16 protein-coding genes, 1 tRNA gene and 1 pseudogene are annotated in these 18,130 nt (G+C 56.8%); 3 read left to right on the top strand and 15 right to left on the bottom strand.

What is annotated here, in order from left to right:
* Window positions 1-171: 171 nt before the first annotated feature.
* The 3 genes from ABLV49_RS06685 to ABLV49_RS06675 all read left to right on the top strand — a co-directional run bounded on the left by ABLV49_RS06685 (window position 172) and on the right by ABLV49_RS06675 (window position 2,400).
* A complete protein-coding gene (locus tag ABLV49_RS06685; protein WP_349280850.1) occupies window positions 172-726 on the top strand; it encodes an NUDIX hydrolase in 555 nt (184 codons plus the stop codon).
* A 108-nt stretch (window positions 727-834) separates the two neighbouring features.
* On the top strand, window positions 835-1,821 hold the full coding sequence (locus ABLV49_RS06680) for a recombination-associated protein RdgC (RefSeq protein WP_349280849.1): 987 nt from the start codon (window positions 835-837) through the stop codon (window positions 1,819-1,821).
* Window positions 1,822-2,112: 291 nt separating this feature from the next.
* The gene (locus ABLV49_RS06675; RefSeq protein ID WP_349280848.1) at window positions 2,113-2,400 is read left to right on the top strand and encodes a hypothetical protein; all 288 of its coding nucleotides are present in this window, start codon (window positions 2,113-2,115) and stop codon (window positions 2,398-2,400) included.
* A 139-nt stretch (window positions 2,401-2,539) separates the two neighbouring features.
* Here the strand turns inward: ABLV49_RS06675 and ABLV49_RS06670 are convergent.
* The 15 genes and pseudogenes from ABLV49_RS06670 to ABLV49_RS06600 form a co-directional block, all read right to left on the bottom strand.
* Window positions 2,540-2,616, bottom strand: a tRNA-Pro gene (locus tag ABLV49_RS06670).
* A 254-nt stretch (window positions 2,617-2,870) separates the two neighbouring features.
* Window positions 2,871-3,140, bottom strand: a pseudogene (locus tag ABLV49_RS26010) (MerR family transcriptional regulator); the annotation flags it as partial.
* Window positions 3,141-3,205: 65 nt separating this feature from the next.
* Complete coding sequence (locus tag ABLV49_RS06660; RefSeq protein ID WP_349280846.1) at window positions 3,206-3,577, bottom strand: integration host factor subunit alpha; 372 nt, start codon at window positions 3,575-3,577, stop codon at window positions 3,206-3,208.
* 50 nt (window positions 3,578-3,627) lie between these two features.
* Window positions 3,628-6,054, bottom strand: a complete 2,427-nt coding sequence (gene pheT / locus ABLV49_RS06655; RefSeq protein WP_349280845.1) for a phenylalanine--tRNA ligase subunit beta — start codon at window positions 6,052-6,054, stop codon at window positions 3,628-3,630.
* 34 nt (window positions 6,055-6,088) lie between these two features.
* On the bottom strand, window positions 6,089-7,153 hold the full coding sequence (gene pheS / locus ABLV49_RS06650; RefSeq protein ID WP_349280844.1) for a phenylalanine--tRNA ligase subunit alpha: 1,065 nt from the start codon (window positions 7,151-7,153) through the stop codon (window positions 6,089-6,091).
* Window positions 7,154-7,326: 173 nt separating this feature from the next.
* Window positions 7,327-7,686, bottom strand: coding sequence for a 50S ribosomal protein L20 (rplT, locus tag ABLV49_RS06645; RefSeq protein ID WP_011802229.1), 360 nt, complete (start codon window positions 7,684-7,686; stop codon window positions 7,327-7,329).
* 24 nt (window positions 7,687-7,710) lie between these two features.
* The gene (rpmI, locus tag ABLV49_RS06640) at window positions 7,711-7,914 is read right to left on the bottom strand and encodes a 50S ribosomal protein L35 (protein ID WP_011802230.1); all 204 of its coding nucleotides are present in this window, start codon (window positions 7,912-7,914) and stop codon (window positions 7,711-7,713) included.
* Between the two features lie 230 nt (window positions 7,915-8,144).
* Window positions 8,145-8,744, bottom strand: a complete 600-nt coding sequence (gene infC, locus ABLV49_RS06635; protein WP_349281636.1) for a translation initiation factor IF-3 — start codon at window positions 8,742-8,744, stop codon at window positions 8,145-8,147.
* An 86-nt stretch (window positions 8,745-8,830) separates the two neighbouring features.
* Window positions 8,831-10,738: a threonine--tRNA ligase gene (gene thrS, locus ABLV49_RS06630; protein WP_349280843.1), complete on the bottom strand. Its 1,908-nt coding sequence runs from the start codon at window positions 10,736-10,738 to the stop codon at window positions 8,831-8,833.
* Window positions 10,739-10,839: 101 nt separating this feature from the next.
* Window positions 10,840-12,159 carry an isocitrate lyase gene (aceA, locus tag ABLV49_RS06625; RefSeq protein ID WP_349280842.1) on the bottom strand — a complete coding sequence of 440 codons (1,320 nt, stop codon included), beginning with the start codon at window positions 12,157-12,159 and terminating at the stop codon, window positions 10,840-10,842.
* A gap of 233 nt (window positions 12,160-12,392) precedes the next feature.
* The gene (locus ABLV49_RS06620) at window positions 12,393-13,802 is read right to left on the bottom strand and encodes a type III glutamate--ammonia ligase (RefSeq protein ID WP_349280841.1); all 1,410 of its coding nucleotides are present in this window, start codon (window positions 13,800-13,802) and stop codon (window positions 12,393-12,395) included.
* Window positions 13,803-13,884: 82 nt separating this feature from the next.
* Window positions 13,885-14,745: an ABC transporter permease gene (locus ABLV49_RS06615; protein ID WP_349280840.1), complete on the bottom strand. Its 861-nt coding sequence runs from the start codon at window positions 14,743-14,745 to the stop codon at window positions 13,885-13,887.
* Between the two features lie 10 nt (window positions 14,746-14,755).
* The gene (locus ABLV49_RS06610) at window positions 14,756-15,673 is read right to left on the bottom strand and encodes an ABC transporter permease (RefSeq protein WP_349280839.1); all 918 of its coding nucleotides are present in this window, start codon (window positions 15,671-15,673) and stop codon (window positions 14,756-14,758) included.
* 16 nt (window positions 15,674-15,689) lie between these two features.
* Window positions 15,690-16,790 carry an ABC transporter ATP-binding protein gene (locus tag ABLV49_RS06605; protein ID WP_349280838.1) on the bottom strand — a complete coding sequence of 367 codons (1,101 nt, stop codon included), beginning with the start codon at window positions 16,788-16,790 and terminating at the stop codon, window positions 15,690-15,692.
* Between the two features lie 88 nt (window positions 16,791-16,878).
* Complete coding sequence (locus tag ABLV49_RS06600) at window positions 16,879-18,039, bottom strand: extracellular solute-binding protein (protein WP_349280837.1); 1,161 nt, start codon at window positions 18,037-18,039, stop codon at window positions 16,879-16,881.
* Between the last annotated feature and the right edge of the window lie 91 nt (window positions 18,040-18,130).

Genomic DNA, 18,130 nt, shown 5'->3' with positions numbered 1-18,130 from the left:
ACGGGCAGCGAGCGGCCTTGTTCCCAACCGGGCTCATATCCGGTTTCTACGGTGATTTAGGCCTTTTGCGCATGATAGCCATGCATTTTAAGCTATATTTTTTATAGCATTCTGCGGGGCATGAATCTTCTTCTTGGCAAATACAAACGTCAAAGCCGCTACACTTATTTGATGCACCGTCCCCCCCTGAAACACTGCCGCGTTTGCGGCACCGCTGTGGTTTATCGCCTGCCCGATGATGGCGACACGAAGGAGCGGGCGGTCTGCCCGGCCTGCGCTACCGTGCATTACGAAAACCCGCTCAACGTCGTCGGCACCGTGCCGGTCTGGGGCATTGACGGCGGCCAGGTACTGCTGTGCAAACGCAATATCGAGCCGCGCTGGGGCAAATGGACGCTGCCGGCCGGCTTCATGGAAATGGGCGAAACCACCGCGCAAGGCGCTGCCCGCGAGACCGACGAGGAAGCCGGCGCGCAGTATGAACTGCAGGATCTTTTCAGCGTCATGAACGTGGTTCGCGTGGGTCAGGTTCATCTTTATTACCGGGCCCGGCTTTTAAGTACCGAATTCAACCCTGGCCATGAAACCATTGAAGCCCGGCTGTTTACCGAGTCGGAAATTCCATGGGACGAGATTGCCTTCAAGACGGTCAAGGAAACGCTGGAGCGCTATTTTGACGACCGCCGCAAGGGTCGATTCGGCATCCATGTGCTTGATATTGACTGAACTGCCGGCTTCGGCTCACTCCGGGCCAGCACACTTGACATCCTGAACACGGCGGACATTTTCGCCGTCCCTTCCCTTTTCACCCGAACCCAAAAAAATCGGAAATCCATGTTCAAATCTGCATCCTTTTTCCGCATTGCCACCGACTTTGTCCTGCCGCCTCTGGACGCCTTGGAAGAAGCACTCCAGTCGGCCCAATTCATGCCCTGCGGCGCCACGCAACCCGAGTCTGTCGGCTGGGTTCCTCCTCGCGGCAACAAAAGCACCGTGATGGTTGAAACCGTCGGTACGCAGGTCATTTTGCGGCTGAGCATCGAGCGCCGTCCCCTGCCCGCTTCGGCCGTCAAGGCCGAGGTAGAGGAACGGGTCGAAAAATACAAGCAGGAAACCGGCCGTGAACGCGTCAGCGCCAAGATCAAGAAAGAGTTCAAGGAAGAAGCCATCCAGAGCCTTTTGCCGCGCGCCTTCACCAAGCGCTCATCCACCACGCTGTGGATTGATCCGATCAACAAATTTCTTGTGGTCGATTCGGGCAGTCTGACCGGCGCCGACAAGGTGGTCAGCCAGCTAATTGAAGCCCTGAGCGAAATCCCCGGCTCCCGCCCAGGCCTCATGGCCAAACCCGTGCAGACCACGATGGGGGCCGGCGCTGCCATGGCGCACTGGCTGGCCAGCCGCGAAGCCCCCGTCAGCTTCACGGTGGACCGCGACTGCGAACTCAAGATGCCCGATGACCAGAAATCGACCGTCCGCTATTCGCGCCACACGCTTGAGATCGACGAAGTGGCGGAACATATCGCATCGGGCAAGGTACCCACACAGCTGGCGATGACGTGGAATGAACGTGTATCGTTCGTGCTGACCGACATGGCCCAGATAAAGAAAATCAAGCTGCTCGACGTGGTGCTTGATGGCGTGCAGGAAAATGGCAAGGATGACGACGGCTTTGACGCCGACGCCGCCATCGTGACGGGTGAGCTATCGGACCTGATCCCCGACCTGCTTGAAGCCCTGGGCGGCGAGCTTTCAATGGATGGAACGCCTTCCCCGGCAGCAGCAGGACAACTTCCAGAGCGCCAACTCGCTGCTGCGTAGCACCCGGACTACCAGGAAAGGATAGCGTACTCAATCCGGCCTACCTTCCTGAACCTTGGCGGCGTTCATTTGAGCCATGCTCGACAAACCGGTCTGTGGCTGCGCGCAACGTGCGGGAATGAATTCAGCATCTTGAGCCTGCCCACTGATTTTTTGGATGCTAAAAATCAGTGCGTTCTGATTGACAAAGTTTTTAATAACAGGTATGCATAAGCTATATGTCAAGCTGAAATTTTTTGAAATTATTTAGTTTTTGCAATCATTGGGCCGCATCTCAATCGGGAGGTTGTCATGAGATTTCATCTATTTGAACCGCGTACTGAAGCACACATTCGCAAATCCCTGGAGTACCTGGAAGAAGCGAACCTGGCTTGGGTCGAACACCAGGCAGCCGCCGAACACCACGCCGCACTGGCAAAAATGTATGCCGAACGAATCGCCAGAATTGAAGGGGAACTCAAGAATGCACACCAGCCCCGCTCCATGCTGATGCGCCAACCCTCTGAAGAGTCACGCGACGATAGTGAGCGGTCCAAGACGGAATCTGTAGTGGTTTACCCGTCTCGGACAACGCGATAAAAAAGTCTGCCCTTTAAAGCTCAGCAAGCAATTACGGCAGTGGGGGCAATAGTGGGGACAATAGTGGGACAATTTGCATGTCACACCCAGAAAAGAAGAAAGGACTCAGCCCCTTTCGAAGCTAAGTCCTTGATTCATATGGTCGGTGTGAGAGGATTCGAACCTCCGACCCCTTGCACCCCATGCAAGTGCGCTACCAGGCTGCGCCACACACCGATCAGCTATAAATTATAACCTGCGTAGAGAATTTTTTAGAGAGATGGACCGAGCAGATCACGGATTTCCATCAACTCATGACGCACCAGCTTGAGCAGCGGCGGAGTCACGCTTGAGATCAGGCTACCTGCCTCTTCAAATACAGCACATACTGATAGGGCTACATCTTCGGAACTGCCATGCCGAGAAGCATTTTTACGCGGCTGCGCCTGCATTTTCCATTCCCCAGCTATTTCGTCACTGCCAAACTGTTTGTCAGATTCGATCTGAACAAATTCCTGCAACTTGTTGCGAGCACCTATGATGGTAAAACCCTGGTCATACAAAAGTTGGCGAATTTTACGAATCAATTGCACTTCATGACGCTGGTAATAACGGCGATTGCCACGTCTTTTCATGGGACGTAACTGCGTAAACTCTTGTTCCCAATAACGGAGCACATGAGGTTTGACACCGCACAAGTTACTGACTTCACTAATGGTGAAATAGCGCTTTGTGGGAATAGGCGGCAGTAAATTCTCCAATTAAATCAATGCCCTGTGAAATAACTCCTTGAATTTACTCCAAGTTTTGCTTTGCCGCAAAGAAGTCAAGTTACAGGTCCATTGTCCTCGGCAAAAATATTTGCTGTCTTTAACCCCAGCAAGGCACTTCCCTGTATCTGCTCCTTGAGCTTGTGGCTTGCATGAAATGTCACGACCCGACGCGACTCTATTGGAATGGCCTCCCCCGTTCGTGGATTACGGCCGGGACGTGGGGCTTTGGTACGAATCTGGAAATTGCCAAAACCGGAAATTTTCACATCCTTCCCATCGACCAGGCGATCTGAAATCAGCTCGAAAAACGCGTCAATCATTTCTTTGGATTCACGTTTGTTAAGCCCAATTTGCTCAAACAGCAATTCAGCCAGATGCGCCTTGGTCAGCGCCGGGGTTTCCAGGCTTTCAACTGAAAATTCCATGGGACGTCCTTCTGGCGATTATTGTTATTGCAGTGGTTTGAATGAAGACATCAAGCACGCAGTCGAACCTGCAACTGGCTTTGCAAACTTGCCAAGACGGCCTGAACGGCAGCCTCGATGGCTTCATCGGTCAAGGTTGCGAGATCGCTAGACAGTACCAGGCGTATGGCCAGGCTTTTTTCGCCCAGTTGCATACTGGCATTGGCTTGCTGCGGCCGATAGACATCGAACAGCGTCGCGCCCTTGAGCAAACCTTGTGTGTTGGCGGCATAAATGGCAGCCATGAGCGCGGCATGGGTCACGCTTTCTTGCACGATCACAGCGATATCCCGTTCGACGGGTTGCAATTTGCTGACTGGTTTGAAAATTGGTACCTGACGCTGCAGCACCGCATCGAGTTCCAGTTCAAACAGCAAGGGAGCCTGAGCCAATTCATAGCCTTGTCGCCATTGCGGATGCAACTCGCCTACAAAACCAATCGATTGCCCAGCCACCGACACGCTGGCGCAACGGCCAGGATGCATGGCAGGGTGCGTTGCCGGTGCAAAAACAGCCTTCAGAGGTGCCAGCAAAGCTTCGACGTCACCTTTAATGTCAAAAAAGTCCGCAGCCTTGTCGGACTGACTCCAATGCAATGGCGACCTTGAGCCATAGCTCAGGCCAGCTACGCGCATGGGCTGGTTAAAACCTGCCACCGTGGTGTCGGTATTCTGGCTTTGCGCATCACGCAGGAACACCCGACCCAGTTCAAACACGTTCACGCGTGGCGCCTTGCGGTCCAGGTTGAACTTCAGCACCTGCAACAAGGAGCCCAGCAGCGACGAACGCATCACGCTCATCTGGCTGGCAATCGGGTTCAGCAGCTTGATGGGATTCGGATTACCCGCCAGTTCACGCTCCCAACGCTCTTCCACAAAGCTGAAATTGATGGTTTCCTGGTAGCCCAGTGAAGCCAGCGCACGGCGCACGGCAAACGGGCTGCGCTCGGCCTCTGGCCGGATTCTGGCGGTAATGGGTGCAAGGGGCGGCGTTTCTGGCAGCTGGTTATAGCCCACCATGCGCACCACCTCTTCGATCAGGTCTTCCTCGATTTGCAAATCAAAACGGTAGCTGGGCGGCGTGACCGTCAACGTGCCCTCGCCAACTACCACGTCCAGACCGAGGCGCTGGAGCGCATCAAGGCATTTCGCCTGCGTGAGCGGCATGCCGATGACCTTGGCGGCACGCGCCACGCGCAGTGTCACGGGTGCAGCCTTGGGCAGGTTGACCTGCAGATCATCAATAGGGCCACACACCATGTCTGGCGTACCGCAAATAGCCATGATGAGTTGAGTGATGCGTTCGATATGTTCCACAGTCTGACCGGCGTCAACGCCTCGTTCAAAGCGGTGGCCTGCATCGGTGGAAAAGTTGTAACGGCGTGAACGGCCCGCAATGGCTTTGGGCCACCAGAACGCAGCTTCAACATAAACATGCTTCGTTTCATCAGACACGGCTGTTGCATCACCACCCATGATTCCAGCCAGGGATTCGACTTGATTTTCATCAGCAATCACGCCGACTTTTTCGTCAACCGTAACAGTATTGCCATTGAGCAACTTGAGCGTTTCGCCAGGCTTTCCCCAACGAACATCTAGTCCACCGTGAATTTTGTCCAGGTCAAAAATATGGCTGGGACGGCCCAACTCGAACATCACGTAGTTGGAAATATCGACCAGCGCTGTCACGCTGCGCTGGCCGCAACGCGCCAGGCGATCCACCATCCATGAGGGTGTAGATGCCTGCGGATTCACGTTGCGAACGATGCGGCCAGAGAAACGGCCGCACAACTCGGGTGCGCTGACTTTGACGGCAAGCTTGTCGGAGATGTCAACCGCTGCTTCGGGGATGAATGGTGTCTTCAAAGGCGCGCCAGTCAGGGCAGCAACTTCACGCGCAACGCCATAAACACTCAGGCAATGCGCCAGATTGGGCGTGAGCTTGAGGGTGAACAGCGTGTCATCAAGTTGCAGGTGTTCACGGATGTCTTGCCCCAGCGGTGCGTCAATAGCCAGTTCCAGCAAACCGCCGTGGTCTTCGGACAGTTTGAGTTCCCGCGCCGAGCACAGCATGCCCTGGCTTTCGACACCGCGCAGTTTGCCAACCTTGATCAGGAAAGGTTTTCCATCTTCGCCGGGCGGCAACTCGGCACCCACCAGCGCACAGGGCACTCTGATGCCAACACGCGCATTAGGTGCACCACACACGATGGTGAGCATGCTTGCCTGCCCTACATCAACTTGGCACACGCGCAGGCGGTCAGCATTAGGATGCTGTACGGCTTCCACGATTTCACCAACAACGATGTTGATAAATGGCGGAGCGACTGGCTTGAGTTCTTCAACCTCAAGTCCGGCCATGGTCAGGATTTCAGCGAGTTGCTCGGTGCTGAGAGGCGGGTTGCAGAATTCGCGCAACCAGGATTCTGGAAATTGCATGGTGTTGACCTTGGTCTTTTGTTTATTGTTCTTGTCAGGACTGGAACTGGGACAAAAAGCGGATGTCGCCGTCGAAGAACAGACGCAAATCATTGACGCCGTAGCGCAGCATGGTCAACCTGTCCGGTCCCATGCCAAAGGCAAAGCCGATGTACTTTTCAGGATCAAGGCCCATGTTGCGCACCACATTCGGATGCACCTGTCCCGAACCGGCGACTTCAAGCCAACGTCCGGCCAGCGGCCCACTGGGGAACTGGATGTCAATCTCGGCGCTGGGTTCGGTGAACGGGAAGAAGCTCGGGCGAAAACGCAGCACCAGGTCATTGCTTTCAAAGAAAGTGCGGCAAAAATCGGTAAACACGAACTTCAGATCCTTGAAGCTCACGTTCTCGCCAATCCACAGGCCTTCGCACTGATGAAACATCGGCGAATGCGTGGCATCGCTGTCCACGCGGTATGTGCGGCCCGGTGCGATGACGCGAATCTCAGGCATGCGGCCACCCGCATCGATCAGCGCGCGGTGCTTTTTGACATGCTGAACGGCATAACGGATTTGCATCGGGCTGGTATGGGTACGCAGCAAATTGGGCGCAGCTTCAGTACCGCCTTCAACATAGAAGGTGTCGTGCATGGAGCGCGCCGGATGGTCCTCGGGCGTATTGAGTGCGGTGAAATTGAACCAGTCGGTTTCAATCTCGGGACCCTGCGCCACATCAAATCCCATGGAGCCAAAGATGGCTTCAATCCGCTCCAACGTCAGTGACACGGGATGCAGGCCGCCTTGCGGACGCTGACGACCTGGCAGACTCACATCAAGGGCTTCAGCTTTGAGCTGTTTTTCAAGCTCGGCATTGGCAAGGGCCTGACGGCGCTCATTCAGCGCGGCTTCAATGGCCTGCTTCGCCAGATTAATCGCAGCACCACGGGATTTTTTCTCTTCCACGGAAAGCTGCGCCATACCCTTCATTAACTCGGTAATGCGGCCCGATTTGCCGAGAAACTGGGCTTTGGCATTTTCCAGGTCAGCAGGCGTCATGGACTGCCCAAAACTGGTTTTGGCAGCAGTTACCAGTTCGTTGAGGGTATCGGCGTCGTTCATAAATTCTCTTGTACGGGTGCGGGGAGAAATACAGCAGCGTTACTTTTGGCCACACGACCATGACACCAACGCTACTCCAAAGGCCATGAAAAAGGGCCAGAGCCTTTTCAAGCTCCAGCCCTTTATTTTCTTGCGCAAGCAGCTATTTATTTAATAGCATTTTGTCCTGAAAATCAGGCAACCAGCTTGGCTTTCGCCTGCTCGACGATAGCGCCGAATGCAGCGCTGTCGTGAATCGCCATATCGGACAGCACCTTGCGGTCAATCTCGATACCGGCTTTTTTCAGGCCATTGGCAAACTGGCTGTAGGTCAGGCCAAATGAACGACTTGCAGCATTGATACGGGCGATCCAGAGGCGGCGGAACACACGTTTCTTGTTACGACGGTCACGGTAGGCATATTGCCCAGCCTTCATTACCGCTTCTTTGGCGATGCGGAAGACGTTACCGCGGCGACCGCGAAAACCTTTTGCAAGGGCTAAAACTTTTTTGTGGCGGGCGCGAGCCGTTACACCACGTTTGACGCGAGGCATGTATTACTCCTTGTTCGTCGTTGGTTAAATGCCACGGCCTGGCAGCATCTGTGCCATGTGACCCATATTGGTCTCATGAACAGCGACTGAACCACGCAGTTGACGTTTATTTTTGGTGGTCTTCTTGGTCAGGATGTGACGCTTGAAGGCTTGACCGCGCTTGACGGTGCCACCTGGACGAACGCGGAAACGCTTTTTAGCGCCGCTCTTGGTCTTCATTTTGGGCATATAAATGCTCCTTTTCATTTGTGCTCGTGAGGCGCTGCGAAACTTTCGCAGGCTTGATGGCCCCGAGCCACTTGTAATGGCAGGCTTTGATGCTTGCCATTGACGCAACAGTCTTGCGACCATCACTTCTGGAAATCCGGCTTGTCGCCTGACTTCGCAGGAACACGGTTAAGCGCCCCCTTTCACGACCTGCCGGCTAAAAACCAGCAAGCCCTTGACTTATAACAACCTCAAGATGACGCTGACGCCGCTTCCGCAGTGGCTTTGGACGCAACCTTCTTGCGGCCCGGCGCAATCATCATGACCATCTGACGGCCTTCAAGCTTGGGAAACTGCTCCACCAGGATCAAATCGGCCAGTTCGTCACGAATCCGCGCCAGCAAGGCCAGACCAAGCTCTTGGTGAGTAATTTCCCGACCTCGAAAGCGCAGGGTAATCTTGCACTTGTCGCCGTCATCCAGAAAACGCTTGATATTTCGCAGTTTGATGTTGTAGTCACCATCATCAGTGCCGGGACGGAATTTGATTTCCTTAACCTCGATCACTTTTTGCTTGGACTTCGCTTCCGCCGCTTTTTTCTGCTCGGCATATTTGAATTTGCCGTAATCCATGAGCCTGCACACTGGCGGCACGGCCGTGGGCGAGATCTCTACCAAGTCCACATCAGCTTCACCGGCCAGACGCAACGCTTCCATGAGGCTGACAACGCCCAAAGGCTCATTGTCCGGCCCGGTCAGGCGTACTTCAGGGGCCATGATTTCACGGTTCAAGCGATGCTTGCGTTCTTCACGGTGACGGCGGTCACGAAATTCTGTAGCGATGGTGCGAATCCTTTAATATTTGCTATAAAAGCTATAGCTACTTGCGCCCGTCCATAAAGGACATGAGCCCGATTCAATCAAAAATTTAATAAAAATCAGGCTTTTTGTGCAATGTCTGAAGCAATTCGCTCGGCAAACGCGTCAATGGACATTACGCCAAGGTCTTTGTTACCCCGGGCACGCACTGAAACTGCGCCTGCAGCCATTTCCTTGTCGCCTACAACAAGGATAAAAGGCAGCTTTTGCAACGAGTGCTCACGTATTTTATACGTAATTTTCTCATTGCGCAGGTCAAGATTAACCCTAAGCCCTTGATTCTGCAGCGTTTTAGCAACTCTCCGAGCGTATTCGGCCTGCGAATCGGTGATTGTGAGCACGGAAACCTGCTCTGGCGCGAGCCAGGTGGGCAATGCGCCGGCATGTTCCTCGATCAAAATTCCGATGAATCGCTCCAGGCTACCGACAATGGCGCGGTGCAACATGACGGGACGATGACGCGCACCGTCCTCTCCGACATATTCGGCATCCAGCCGCTCGGGCATCGAGAAATCGACCTGAATCGTGCCGCACTGCCACTGCCGGCCAATGGCATCTTTCAGCGTGTATTCAATCTTCGGTCCGTAAAATGCACCCTCGCCCGGGGAAATTTCGAATTCGCAGCCCGATGCGCGCAGGCTTTCGATCAGCGCGTGCTCGGCCTTGTCCCAGCTTTCATCGGAGCCGATGCGGGCTTCAGGGCGCGTAGCGACCTTGTAGATGATGTTTTTGAAACCGAAATCGGTATAGACCTTTTGCAGCAGCGTTGTGTAGTCAACGCACTCTTTCAAAATCTGCTCTTCGGTGCAGAAGATATGCCCGTCGTCCTGCGTGAAGCCGCGCACGCGCATGATGCCGTGCAGGCCGCCGGTCGGCTCATTGCGGTGGCACTGGCCGAATTCGCCGTAGCGCAGCGGCAAGTCGCGGTAGCTCTTGATGCCCTGCTTGAAAATCAGGATGTGGCCGGGGCAGTTCATCGGCTTGAGCGCAAAATCGCGCTTTTCGCTCTCGGTGGTGAACATGTTGTCGCGGTACTTGTCCCAGTGGCCGGTTTTTTCCCACAGCGTCTTGTCCAGCAGTTGCGGACCCTTGACTTCCTGGTAGCCATTGTTTTGATAGACCTTGCGCATGTACTGCTCGACGCCCTGCCAGACCGTCCAGCCCTTGGGATGCCAGAACACCAGTCCCGGCGAATGGTCATCAATATGGAACAGGTCCAGTTCCTTGCCCAGCTTGCGGTGATCGCGCTTATCCGCCTCTTCGAGCATCGTCAGGTACTGCTGCAGCTCGTCTTTCGTGGCCCAGGCCGTGCCGTAGATGCGTTGCAGCATCTCGTTGTGATGGTCGCCCCGCCAGTAGGCGCCGGCGACTTTCATGAGCTTAAAGAATTTCAGCTTGCCGGTGCTGGGCACATGCGGGCCGCGGCACAAATCCTCAAACTTGCCTTCGCGGTACAGCGAAACGTCTTCGTTGGCCGGAATGCTGGCGATGATCTCGGCCTTGTAATGCTCGCCCAGGCTCTTGAAATAGGCTACGGCCTCATCGCGCGGCAAGACCCGGCGCGTGACAGGCTCATCCTTGGCCACCAGTTCGGCCATGCGCTTTTCGATGGCGACCAAGTCTTCTGGCGTGAATGGCCGCTTGTAGGAAAAATCGTAGAAAAACCCGTTTTCAATCACCGGCCCGATGGTCACCTGCGCCTCGGGAAACAGCTCCTTGACCGCGTAAGCCAGCAAGTGGGCAGCGCTGTGGCGAATCAGCTCCAGGCCTTCCGCATCCTTGGCGGTGACGATCGACAGCGCGCTGTCCTGGCTGATGAGAAAGCTGGCATCAACCAGCTTTCCATCGACCTTGCCGCCAAGAGCCGCCTTGGCCAAGCCGGTGCCAATGGACGCAGCCACCTCCGCCACCGTCACTGGGCCAGAATAATCGCGTTTGGAACTGTCAGGAAGCGTGATTTGAATCATGGATTTTCAAAAACAAAAATAAAAAAGCGCGGACCAAGCCGCGCTTTGAAATTGGAAGCCGGAATGGCGTAATTTTACGCCGCCCGGCTTGCCTCCTCAGATCAGTGGAACTGCTCTTCTTCGGTCGAGCCGGTCAGCGCGGTCACGCTGGACTTGCCGCCCTGGATCACGGTGGTCACTTCGTCGAAGTAGCCGGTGCCGACTTCCTGCTGGTGGGACACAAAGGTGTAGCCACGGTCGCGGGCTGCGAATTCGGGCTCCTGCACCTTCTCGACGTAAGCCGACATGCCGCGCGCGACGTAGTCCTGGGCCAAGTCGAACATGTTGTACCACATGGAGTGGATGCCAGCCAGCGTGATGAACTGGTACTTGTAACCCATGGCGCCGAGTTCTTTCTGGAACTTGGCGATGGTGGCATCGTCCAGGTTTTTCTTCCAGTTGAACGATGGCGAGCAGTTGTAAGCCAGCATCTTGCCGGGGTGGACCGCATGCACGGCATCGGCGAATTTCTTCGCGAATTCGAGGTCAGGCGTGCCGGTTTCGCACCACACCAAGTCAGCGTACTCAGCGTAAGCGATGGCGCGGGAGATGGCCTGGTCCATGCCCTTGTTGGTCTTGTAGAAGCCTTCGGCGGTACGCTCGCCAGTCAGGAATGGCTTGTCGTTTTCGTCGTAGTCGCTGGTCAGCAGGTCGGCGGCTTCAGCGTCGGTACGGGCAATCACCAGGGTAGGCACGCCGCAAACATCGGCAGCCATGCGAGCCGCGATCAGCTTTTGGCAGGCTTCGGCGGTAGGCACCAGCACTTTGCCGCCCATGTGGCCGCACTTCTTGACGGAGGCCAGTTGGTCTTCCCAATGCACGCCGGCCGCACCGGAATTGATCATGGCCTTCATCAGTTCAAACGCGTTCAGCACGCCGCCAAAACCGGCTTCGGCATCGGCCACGATGGGCGCGAAATTGTCGATGTAGCCTGCATCGCCGGCGTCAATGCCCTTGGAGTGCTGGATTTCATCGGCACGGCGGAAGGTGTTGTTGATGCGCTCGACCACTTTTGGCACCGAATCCACGGGGTACAGCGACTGGTCGGGGTACATGGCGGCGTAGCCGTTGTTGTCGGCGGCGACTTGCCAGCCCGACAGGTAAATGGCCTTCACGCCGGCCTTGACCTGCTGCATGGCTTGACCACCGGTCAAAGCACCCAGGCAGTTGACGTACGCCTCGGTGTGCAGCAAATCCCAGAGCTTTTCAGCACCGCGGCGGGCCAGTGTGTGCTCAATGGGGAACGAGCCGCGCAGACGCACGACTTCGGCTGCGGTGTAACCGCGTTTGATGCCCTTCCAGCGGGGGTTGGTATCCCAGTCTTTTTGCAGAGCGGCAGCTTGCTGGTCGCGGCTGAGTTGTTCTGTGAGGCTTTGTGGCATGGTGAACTCCGATGGTTGAAAAGAAAGTGCTTTTATTTTAAGTCTTCTACAAGGCATTTCTCATCTCTTATGTCTTATATAAGACTATTTATATCCTTAAAAATCAATGACTTAAATTGTTTTTTCACAATATGAAATTAGCCTCCTTATTGTGATTTATCACACTCGGAAAATTTCTTCATTGATTTCACATCATAAAAAAAATGACCGACTTATGAAAAATAACGGCAAGCTCAGAACAAACTGGCATAGCGCTGCAATTCCCAATCCGACACCTGGGCGCTAAAAGCATCCCACTCGTCCCGCTTGCAACCCAGGAACTGGGCCACGAACGCCGGCCCGAGGCGTTTGGTCAGCACCTCATTGCCGGCCAATGCATCCAGCGCCTGCGACAGGTCACGCGGCAGGGTTGCAGGCATGCAAGCGCCTGAGGCTTTGCGCAGGTAAAGGTCTTCGGTGCAGGGCTCAACGGCGGGCAGGCCTTTGTCAAGGCCATCCAGGCCGGCCGCCAGGGTTCCGGCCAGCGCGGCGTAAATATTGCAGGACGGGTCGGGCAAGCGCCATTCGATGCGGCCTGCCACGGTGCGAACCAGGCAGGTGCGGTTGTTGTCACCCATGCTCTTCCAGACGGGTGACCAGGTTGTTCCGGAAACGCTGGCGCTCGATGCCAGCCGTTTATAGCTGTTGACCGTAGGCGCGCACAGTGCTGCCAGTGCGTCGGCATGGTGCAGCAGGCCGGCGGCGAATTGGTGGCCAGCTGTGCTCAAGCCCAGCGCACCGGACGGATCGGCCATCGCCGCCCGGCCCGATTCGTCGGTCAGGCTCAAGTGAAAATGCAGGCCGCTGCCCGGCGCATTGGCCATCGGCTTGGGCATGCAGCTGAAGGTCAGGCCGTGCTTGTCGGCGACGGCATGGGCGGCCAGCTTGAACAGCATGTAGCGGTCAGCAGCCGCCAGCGCTTCGTCGAACCGGTAATTGATTTCATACTGGCCGTTGGCGTCTTCATGGTCGATTTGCTGAAGATCGAAACCCAAGGCCGTCAATGTCAGCCGCATGTCATCCAGGTACTCCCGGTGGCGATAGATGGCCTTCAGGTCGTAGGACGGCTTGGACAGCTCATCCGCGCCGTCGGCAATCTGCCAGCGACCATTGGCGCCACGCCGCAGCAGGAAGAACTCGGGCTCAATGCCCACCCAGAGCGTCAGGCCGCGCTGGCGCAGCGCCTCGATTTGCCGCTTGAGCAGTTGCCGTGAGCAAGTTTGCAGCGCCTCGCCACCGGCGTAGCCATCGCACACGGCATGGGCAACCCCGGGCATGAAAGGCAGCGGGCGGATGGTTTCTGGCTGCACCCGGCCGTAATACTCGCTGCGATCCCCCATGCGCGGCAGGCCGGTTCCCCAGATACTGGGGCCAGCAAAACCGGCGCCAGTTTCAACCCATTCGCGCATCAGCTTGAGCGGAACCAGCTTGCCCTTGGCAATGCCGTGGATGTCGGCGAACTGCACCAGCAAGCTGTGGATGCCTTGCGCCTCAAGCGCTTCGACCAGGGCAGGAATGTCAAAAATCTGGCCATCCCTGGCGGTAACGCGCTCGCTGTTGATAAAGGCACGGCTGTCGAAGGCCAGGTCAGTCGCAGTAGTCATGCTCACTTCGTTTCAGGAAAAATTACTTCTGAAGCCACCCTGCCCGCCAGCGCCCAGGTATGGTCACCAGCGAGGCCAACGCTCAGATGGCGCCTAGCGCCGTCAGTTCAGCCCGGGTGGCGGCGGCAATCTCGCGTTCACGCTGGCGGGTTTGCCTCGCCACCCAGACGCTGTAGCCAACGATGACCATCGTTACCGTGGCAATCAGCAAGGTAGCCGCCGCATAGATGGTCGGATTGATGCCGCGCCGCGCATAGCCAAAAATCACCTGCGGCAGGGTATTGACGCCCGGGCCGGACAGGAATTCGGCAATCACCACATCATCGAACGACAGGGTGAAGGACAGCAAGAAAGCCGCCAGGATGGACTGGAAGATGTTGGGCAGCGTGATCAGGAAAAACACCTGGTGCGGCCGCGCGCCCAGGTCCATCGCCGCCTCTTCAATCGAACGATTCACCTCCAGCAGCCGCGACTGCACAACCACCATGGCGTAAGCCATGCCCAGCAGGGTGTGGCCGAAGATGATGGTCAGCATGCCGCGCTGTGGCCAGCCCAGGAAATTTTGCGCGCCGACCATCAGCAGCAACAGCGACAGGCCGATGACCACCTCCGGCATCACCAAAGGCGCATTGACCATGCCCGAGAAAATCGTACGCCCGCCGAAGCGCCGGTAGCGCACCAGCACAAAGGCCGAAAACGTGCCCAGCATGGCCGACAGCAGACCGGAGACGGTCGCCACCTTCAGCGACAGCCAAAAGCCTTCAACAATCTTGGTGTCGCGGGTCAGTGCCTCATACCAGCGCAACGAAAAGCCGGTGAATTCGGCATCCTGCCGGGTGCTGTTGAACGAAAAAACGATCATGAAGATCAGCGGCAGGTACAAAAACAGGTACACCATCACCAGCCACAGCTTGCCAAAATGCTTTTCCAGAAAATTTTTCATGGACCGGTTCCTACTTTGCCGCCTCGGCCGCATCGCCGGTGTAGTGGTAATAAATCGCCAGCGGAACCACGATCAGCGCAATCATGACCACCGCCAGCGCCGTGGCCCGGGGCCAGTTGTTGCTGGTGAACATTTCATCCCAGACCACCCGGCCGATCATGATGTTTTCCGGGCCGCCCAGCAGCGAGGGGATCACGAACTCGCCCACCGACGGAATGAACACCAGCATGAAGCCCGCGATGATGCCCGCCCGGGACAGCGGAACGGTGACCAGCCAGAAGGCCTTGAACGGCGAAGCACCCAGGTCATGGGCCGCTTCGAGCAGCCGGAAATCCATCTTCACCAGATTGGCGTAGAGCGGCAGCACCATGAAGGGCAGGTACACATAGGTCATGCCGACCAGCATCGACACATCGGTGTAAAGCAACTGGATGGGTTCGGACGTGAACCCCAAAAACATCAGTGCCCGGTTCAGCACGCCCTGGTCCGCCAGAATGCCTTTCCAGGCATAGACGCGCAGCAGGAACGAGGTCCAGAACGGCAGCATCACCATCATCAGCAGCGCGGGCCGCACGCTGGGCGACGAGCGCGCGATGAAGTAGGCAAACGGATAGCCGACCGCCAGGCACAGCAAGGCGGTGCACAGCGCGTACCAGAGGGACCGCAGGTAGGCCTCGACGTACAAGGTCTGGAACATTGGTCCGCCCTCGCCGCTGCGGAAAATCGACCAGTAGTTTTCGTACTTGAGCTTGAGCAGGCCGGTTTGCGAGTCCCAGATCGGTTTGAACGGATTGATGTCGTTGCCCATGTCCACAAAGCTGATGTAGAGCAAGATCAAGAAGGGCAAAAAGAAAAACACGATCAGCCAGACGTAGGGAACGCCAATCACGAAGCGTTTGCCCGGCGTGGGAAGGGTCGATGCGGCCATGTCGCTCCTTGTTTTTTTAATCGCGCAGGACAATACCGGCGCGGTCGCCCCACCAGAAAAAGACGCTGTCTTCCCAGGTGATGCCGCTGATATCTTCGCGCGAGGTGTTGGCTTCGGTGATCCTGACCCGGGAGCCATCGCTGGCCACCACGATGTAGGTGTTGTAGGAGCCGAAATAGGCAATTTCCTTGACCTTGCCGGCAAAGACATTGCGGCTAACTGCCGGCCGCTGTTTGCTGATCTCGATTTTCTCGGGCCGCACGGCAATCGCCAGCGGCATGTTCAGCGTGCCGCTGACCCCATGGCCCACCTGGATTTCTCCGATGCCGGTGACGGCGGCGCAGCGGTCGGGCTCGTCCACGCTGAGCCGCCCCTCGAACATGTTCACATTGCCAATGAAGTCCGCCACGAAGCGGTTGGCGGGATGCTCATACACCTCTTCGGGCGTGCCGACCTGCAAGACTCGGCCCTTGCTCATGACCGCGATGCGACCGGCCATGGTCATGGCTTCCTCCTGGTCGTGGGTCACCATGACGCAGGTCACGCCGACTTTCTCGATGATATTGACCAGTTCGAACTGGGTCTGTTCGCGCAGTTTCTTGTCCAGCGCACCCAGCGGCTCATCAAGCAGCAGCAACTTGGGCCGCTTGGCCAGGCTGCGCGCCAGCGCCACCCGCTGCTGCTGGCCGCCCGAGAGCTGGTGCGGCTTGCGTTTGGCATAGGGACCGAGTTGCACCAGGTCCAGCATTTCCCCCACGCGCTGCTTGATCTCGGCCTTGGGCAGCCCTTCGCGCTTCAGGCCAAAGGCCACGTTTTCCCAGATGTCGAGATGCGGAAACAGGGCATAGGACTGGAACATCATGTTGATCGGCCGGTCGTAGGGCTGCAGGCCGGCCACGTCCTGGCCGCCCAGCAGGATGCGGCCCGAGGTGGGCTTCTCGAACCCTGCCAGCATGCGCAGCAGGGTCGATTTGCCGCAGCCCGAGCTGCCCAGCAGCGCAAAAATCTCGCCCCGGCCCACGGACAGCGACACCTCGTCCACCGCCAGCGCTTCGTCAAAGCGCTTGACCAGTTTCTCGGTGACCAGATAGCCGTCTTTTGCATCCTTGTCCGCCATGTATCAACCCCTGCATTCGTACTTCAGAAACTAAAAGGGCTGTTCATACCCTCGGTATAAACAGCCCGGATTCACTCAGGACAGAAGGTCACTTGCCTTTTTTGAAGCTGTTGTAGGCATTGGCCATGGCTTCACGGGCTTCGTTGGTAAAGCTGTTCGGGGGAATCATCTTGCTGAAGTAGTCCGGATCGACAAAGATGGTCTTGTTGCCGGAAATCTCGGGCTTGATGTCGGGAATGGCGGCCTTGTTGCCCGTGGGGTAGTTCATGCTGTTGGTCATGAGCGCGGCATTCGCGGGGCGCAGGTAGAAGTCGATGAAGGCCTGGGCATTGTTCGGATGCTTGGCATCCTTGGTCAGGGCCATGGTGTCAAAGAAGATCAGCGCGCCGGTGCTGGGCAGCAAGGCCTCGATCACATCCTTGGAGCCATTTTCCTTGGCGCGGCCGGCTGCGATGTTGATGTCGCCCGACCAGCCAACCGCCACGCAGGCCTTGCCGCCGGCCACATCGTCAATCATGGTGGAGCTGAACAGGCGCACATCCTTGCGGACCTTGGACAGCATCTCGGTGGCTGCCTTGTAGTCAGCCGGATCGTTGGAGTAGGCATCCTTGCCGACGTAATGCAGCGCCACCGGAATGATTTCGGTCGGCGAGTCGAGGTAGGCAATGCCGCAGGACTTGAGCTTGGATGTGTACTTCGGGTTGAACACCAGATCCCAGGCGTTGTCGGGCATGGGCAGGCCGGCCAGGGCTTTCTCGACCTTGGTCTTGTTGATGCCGACGGTGGTGAAACCCCAGGCCCAGGGCACCAGGTACTTGTTGTCCGGGTCGGCCTTGGTCAGGGTTTTCATGATGGCCGGGTCCAGGTTGGCCAGGTTGGGAATCTTGGACTTGTCCAGCGGCTGCAGCAGCCCGCCTTCGATCTGCGGCTTGGCGAACACCGTGCCCGGCACCACGATGTCATAGCCGGTGTTGCCCGCCACCAGCTTGGCGTGCAGGGCTTCGTTGGTTTCAAAGGTGTCGTAATTGACCTTGATGCCGCTTTCCTTTTCAAAGGCGGCAATCATGCCTTCCGGAACGTAGTCGGGCCAGTTGTAGATGTTGAGCACCTTCTCCTCGGCATTGACCGGTAGCGCCGGGGCTGATGCCACGGGCGCGGGCGTGGGAGCGACCGCCACGGGCTCCTCTTTTTTGCCGCAGGCAGCCAGCAGGATTGCCGACATCGCCGTAACCAGTACAAGTTTTTTCATGGTGAAACTCACTCCAGGGAGATAGGTGAAAAATGGACGGGGCAGGCGCCGCAACTGGCCGTCATGCACCCCGTTGACGAAGCAATATCCG

The sequence above is a fragment of the Polaromonas hydrogenivorans genome, assembly GCF_040105105.1.
Taxonomy (GTDB): Bacteria; Pseudomonadota; Gammaproteobacteria; order Burkholderiales; family Burkholderiaceae_C; genus Polaromonas; species Polaromonas hydrogenivorans.
Note: the sequence above shows the minus strand (reverse complement) of the source record. Positions and strands in the feature narration are given on the sequence as shown.

Coding starts and splice junctions, on each gene's coding strand:
- ABLV49_RS06685 (WP_349280850.1), top strand. CDS start 172: ATGCACCGTCCCCCCCTGAAACACTGCCGCGTTTGCGGCACCGCTGTG.
- ABLV49_RS06680 (WP_349280849.1), top strand. CDS start 835: ATGTTCAAATCTGCATCCTTTTTCCGCATTGCCACCGACTTTGTCCTG.
- ABLV49_RS06675 (WP_349280848.1), top strand. CDS start 2,113: ATGAGATTTCATCTATTTGAACCGCGTACTGAAGCACACATTCGCAAA.
- ABLV49_RS06660 (WP_349280846.1), bottom strand. CDS start 3,577: ATGGAATTTTCAGTTGAAAGCCTGGAAACCCCGGCGCTGACCAAGGCG.
- pheT (WP_349280845.1), bottom strand. CDS start 6,054: ATGCAATTTCCAGAATCCTGGTTGCGCGAATTCTGCAACCCGCCTCTC.
- pheS (WP_349280844.1), bottom strand. CDS start 7,153: ATGAACGACGCCGATACCCTCAACGAACTGGTAACTGCTGCCAAAACC.
- rplT (WP_011802229.1), bottom strand. CDS start 7,686: ATGCCTCGCGTCAAACGTGGTGTAACGGCTCGCGCCCGCCACAAAAAA.
- rpmI (WP_011802230.1), bottom strand. CDS start 7,914: ATGCCCAAAATGAAGACCAAGAGCGGCGCTAAAAAGCGTTTCCGCGTT.
- thrS (WP_349280843.1), bottom strand. CDS start 10,738: ATGATTCAAATCACGCTTCCTGACAGTTCCAAACGCGATTATTCTGGC.
- aceA (WP_349280842.1), bottom strand. CDS start 12,159: ATGCCACAAAGCCTCACAGAACAACTCAGCCGCGACCAGCAAGCTGCC.
- ABLV49_RS06620 (WP_349280841.1), bottom strand. CDS start 13,802: ATGACTACTGCGACTGACCTGGCCTTCGACAGCCGTGCCTTTATCAAC.
- ABLV49_RS06615 (WP_349280840.1), bottom strand. CDS start 14,745: ATGAAAAATTTTCTGGAAAAGCATTTTGGCAAGCTGTGGCTGGTGATG.
- ABLV49_RS06610 (WP_349280839.1), bottom strand. CDS start 15,673: ATGGCCGCATCGACCCTTCCCACGCCGGGCAAACGCTTCGTGATTGGC.
- ABLV49_RS06605 (WP_349280838.1), bottom strand. CDS start 16,790: ATGGCGGACAAGGATGCAAAAGACGGCTATCTGGTCACCGAGAAACTG.
- ABLV49_RS06600 (WP_349280837.1), bottom strand. CDS start 18,039: ATGAAAAAACTTGTACTGGTTACGGCGATGTCGGCAATCCTGCTGGCT.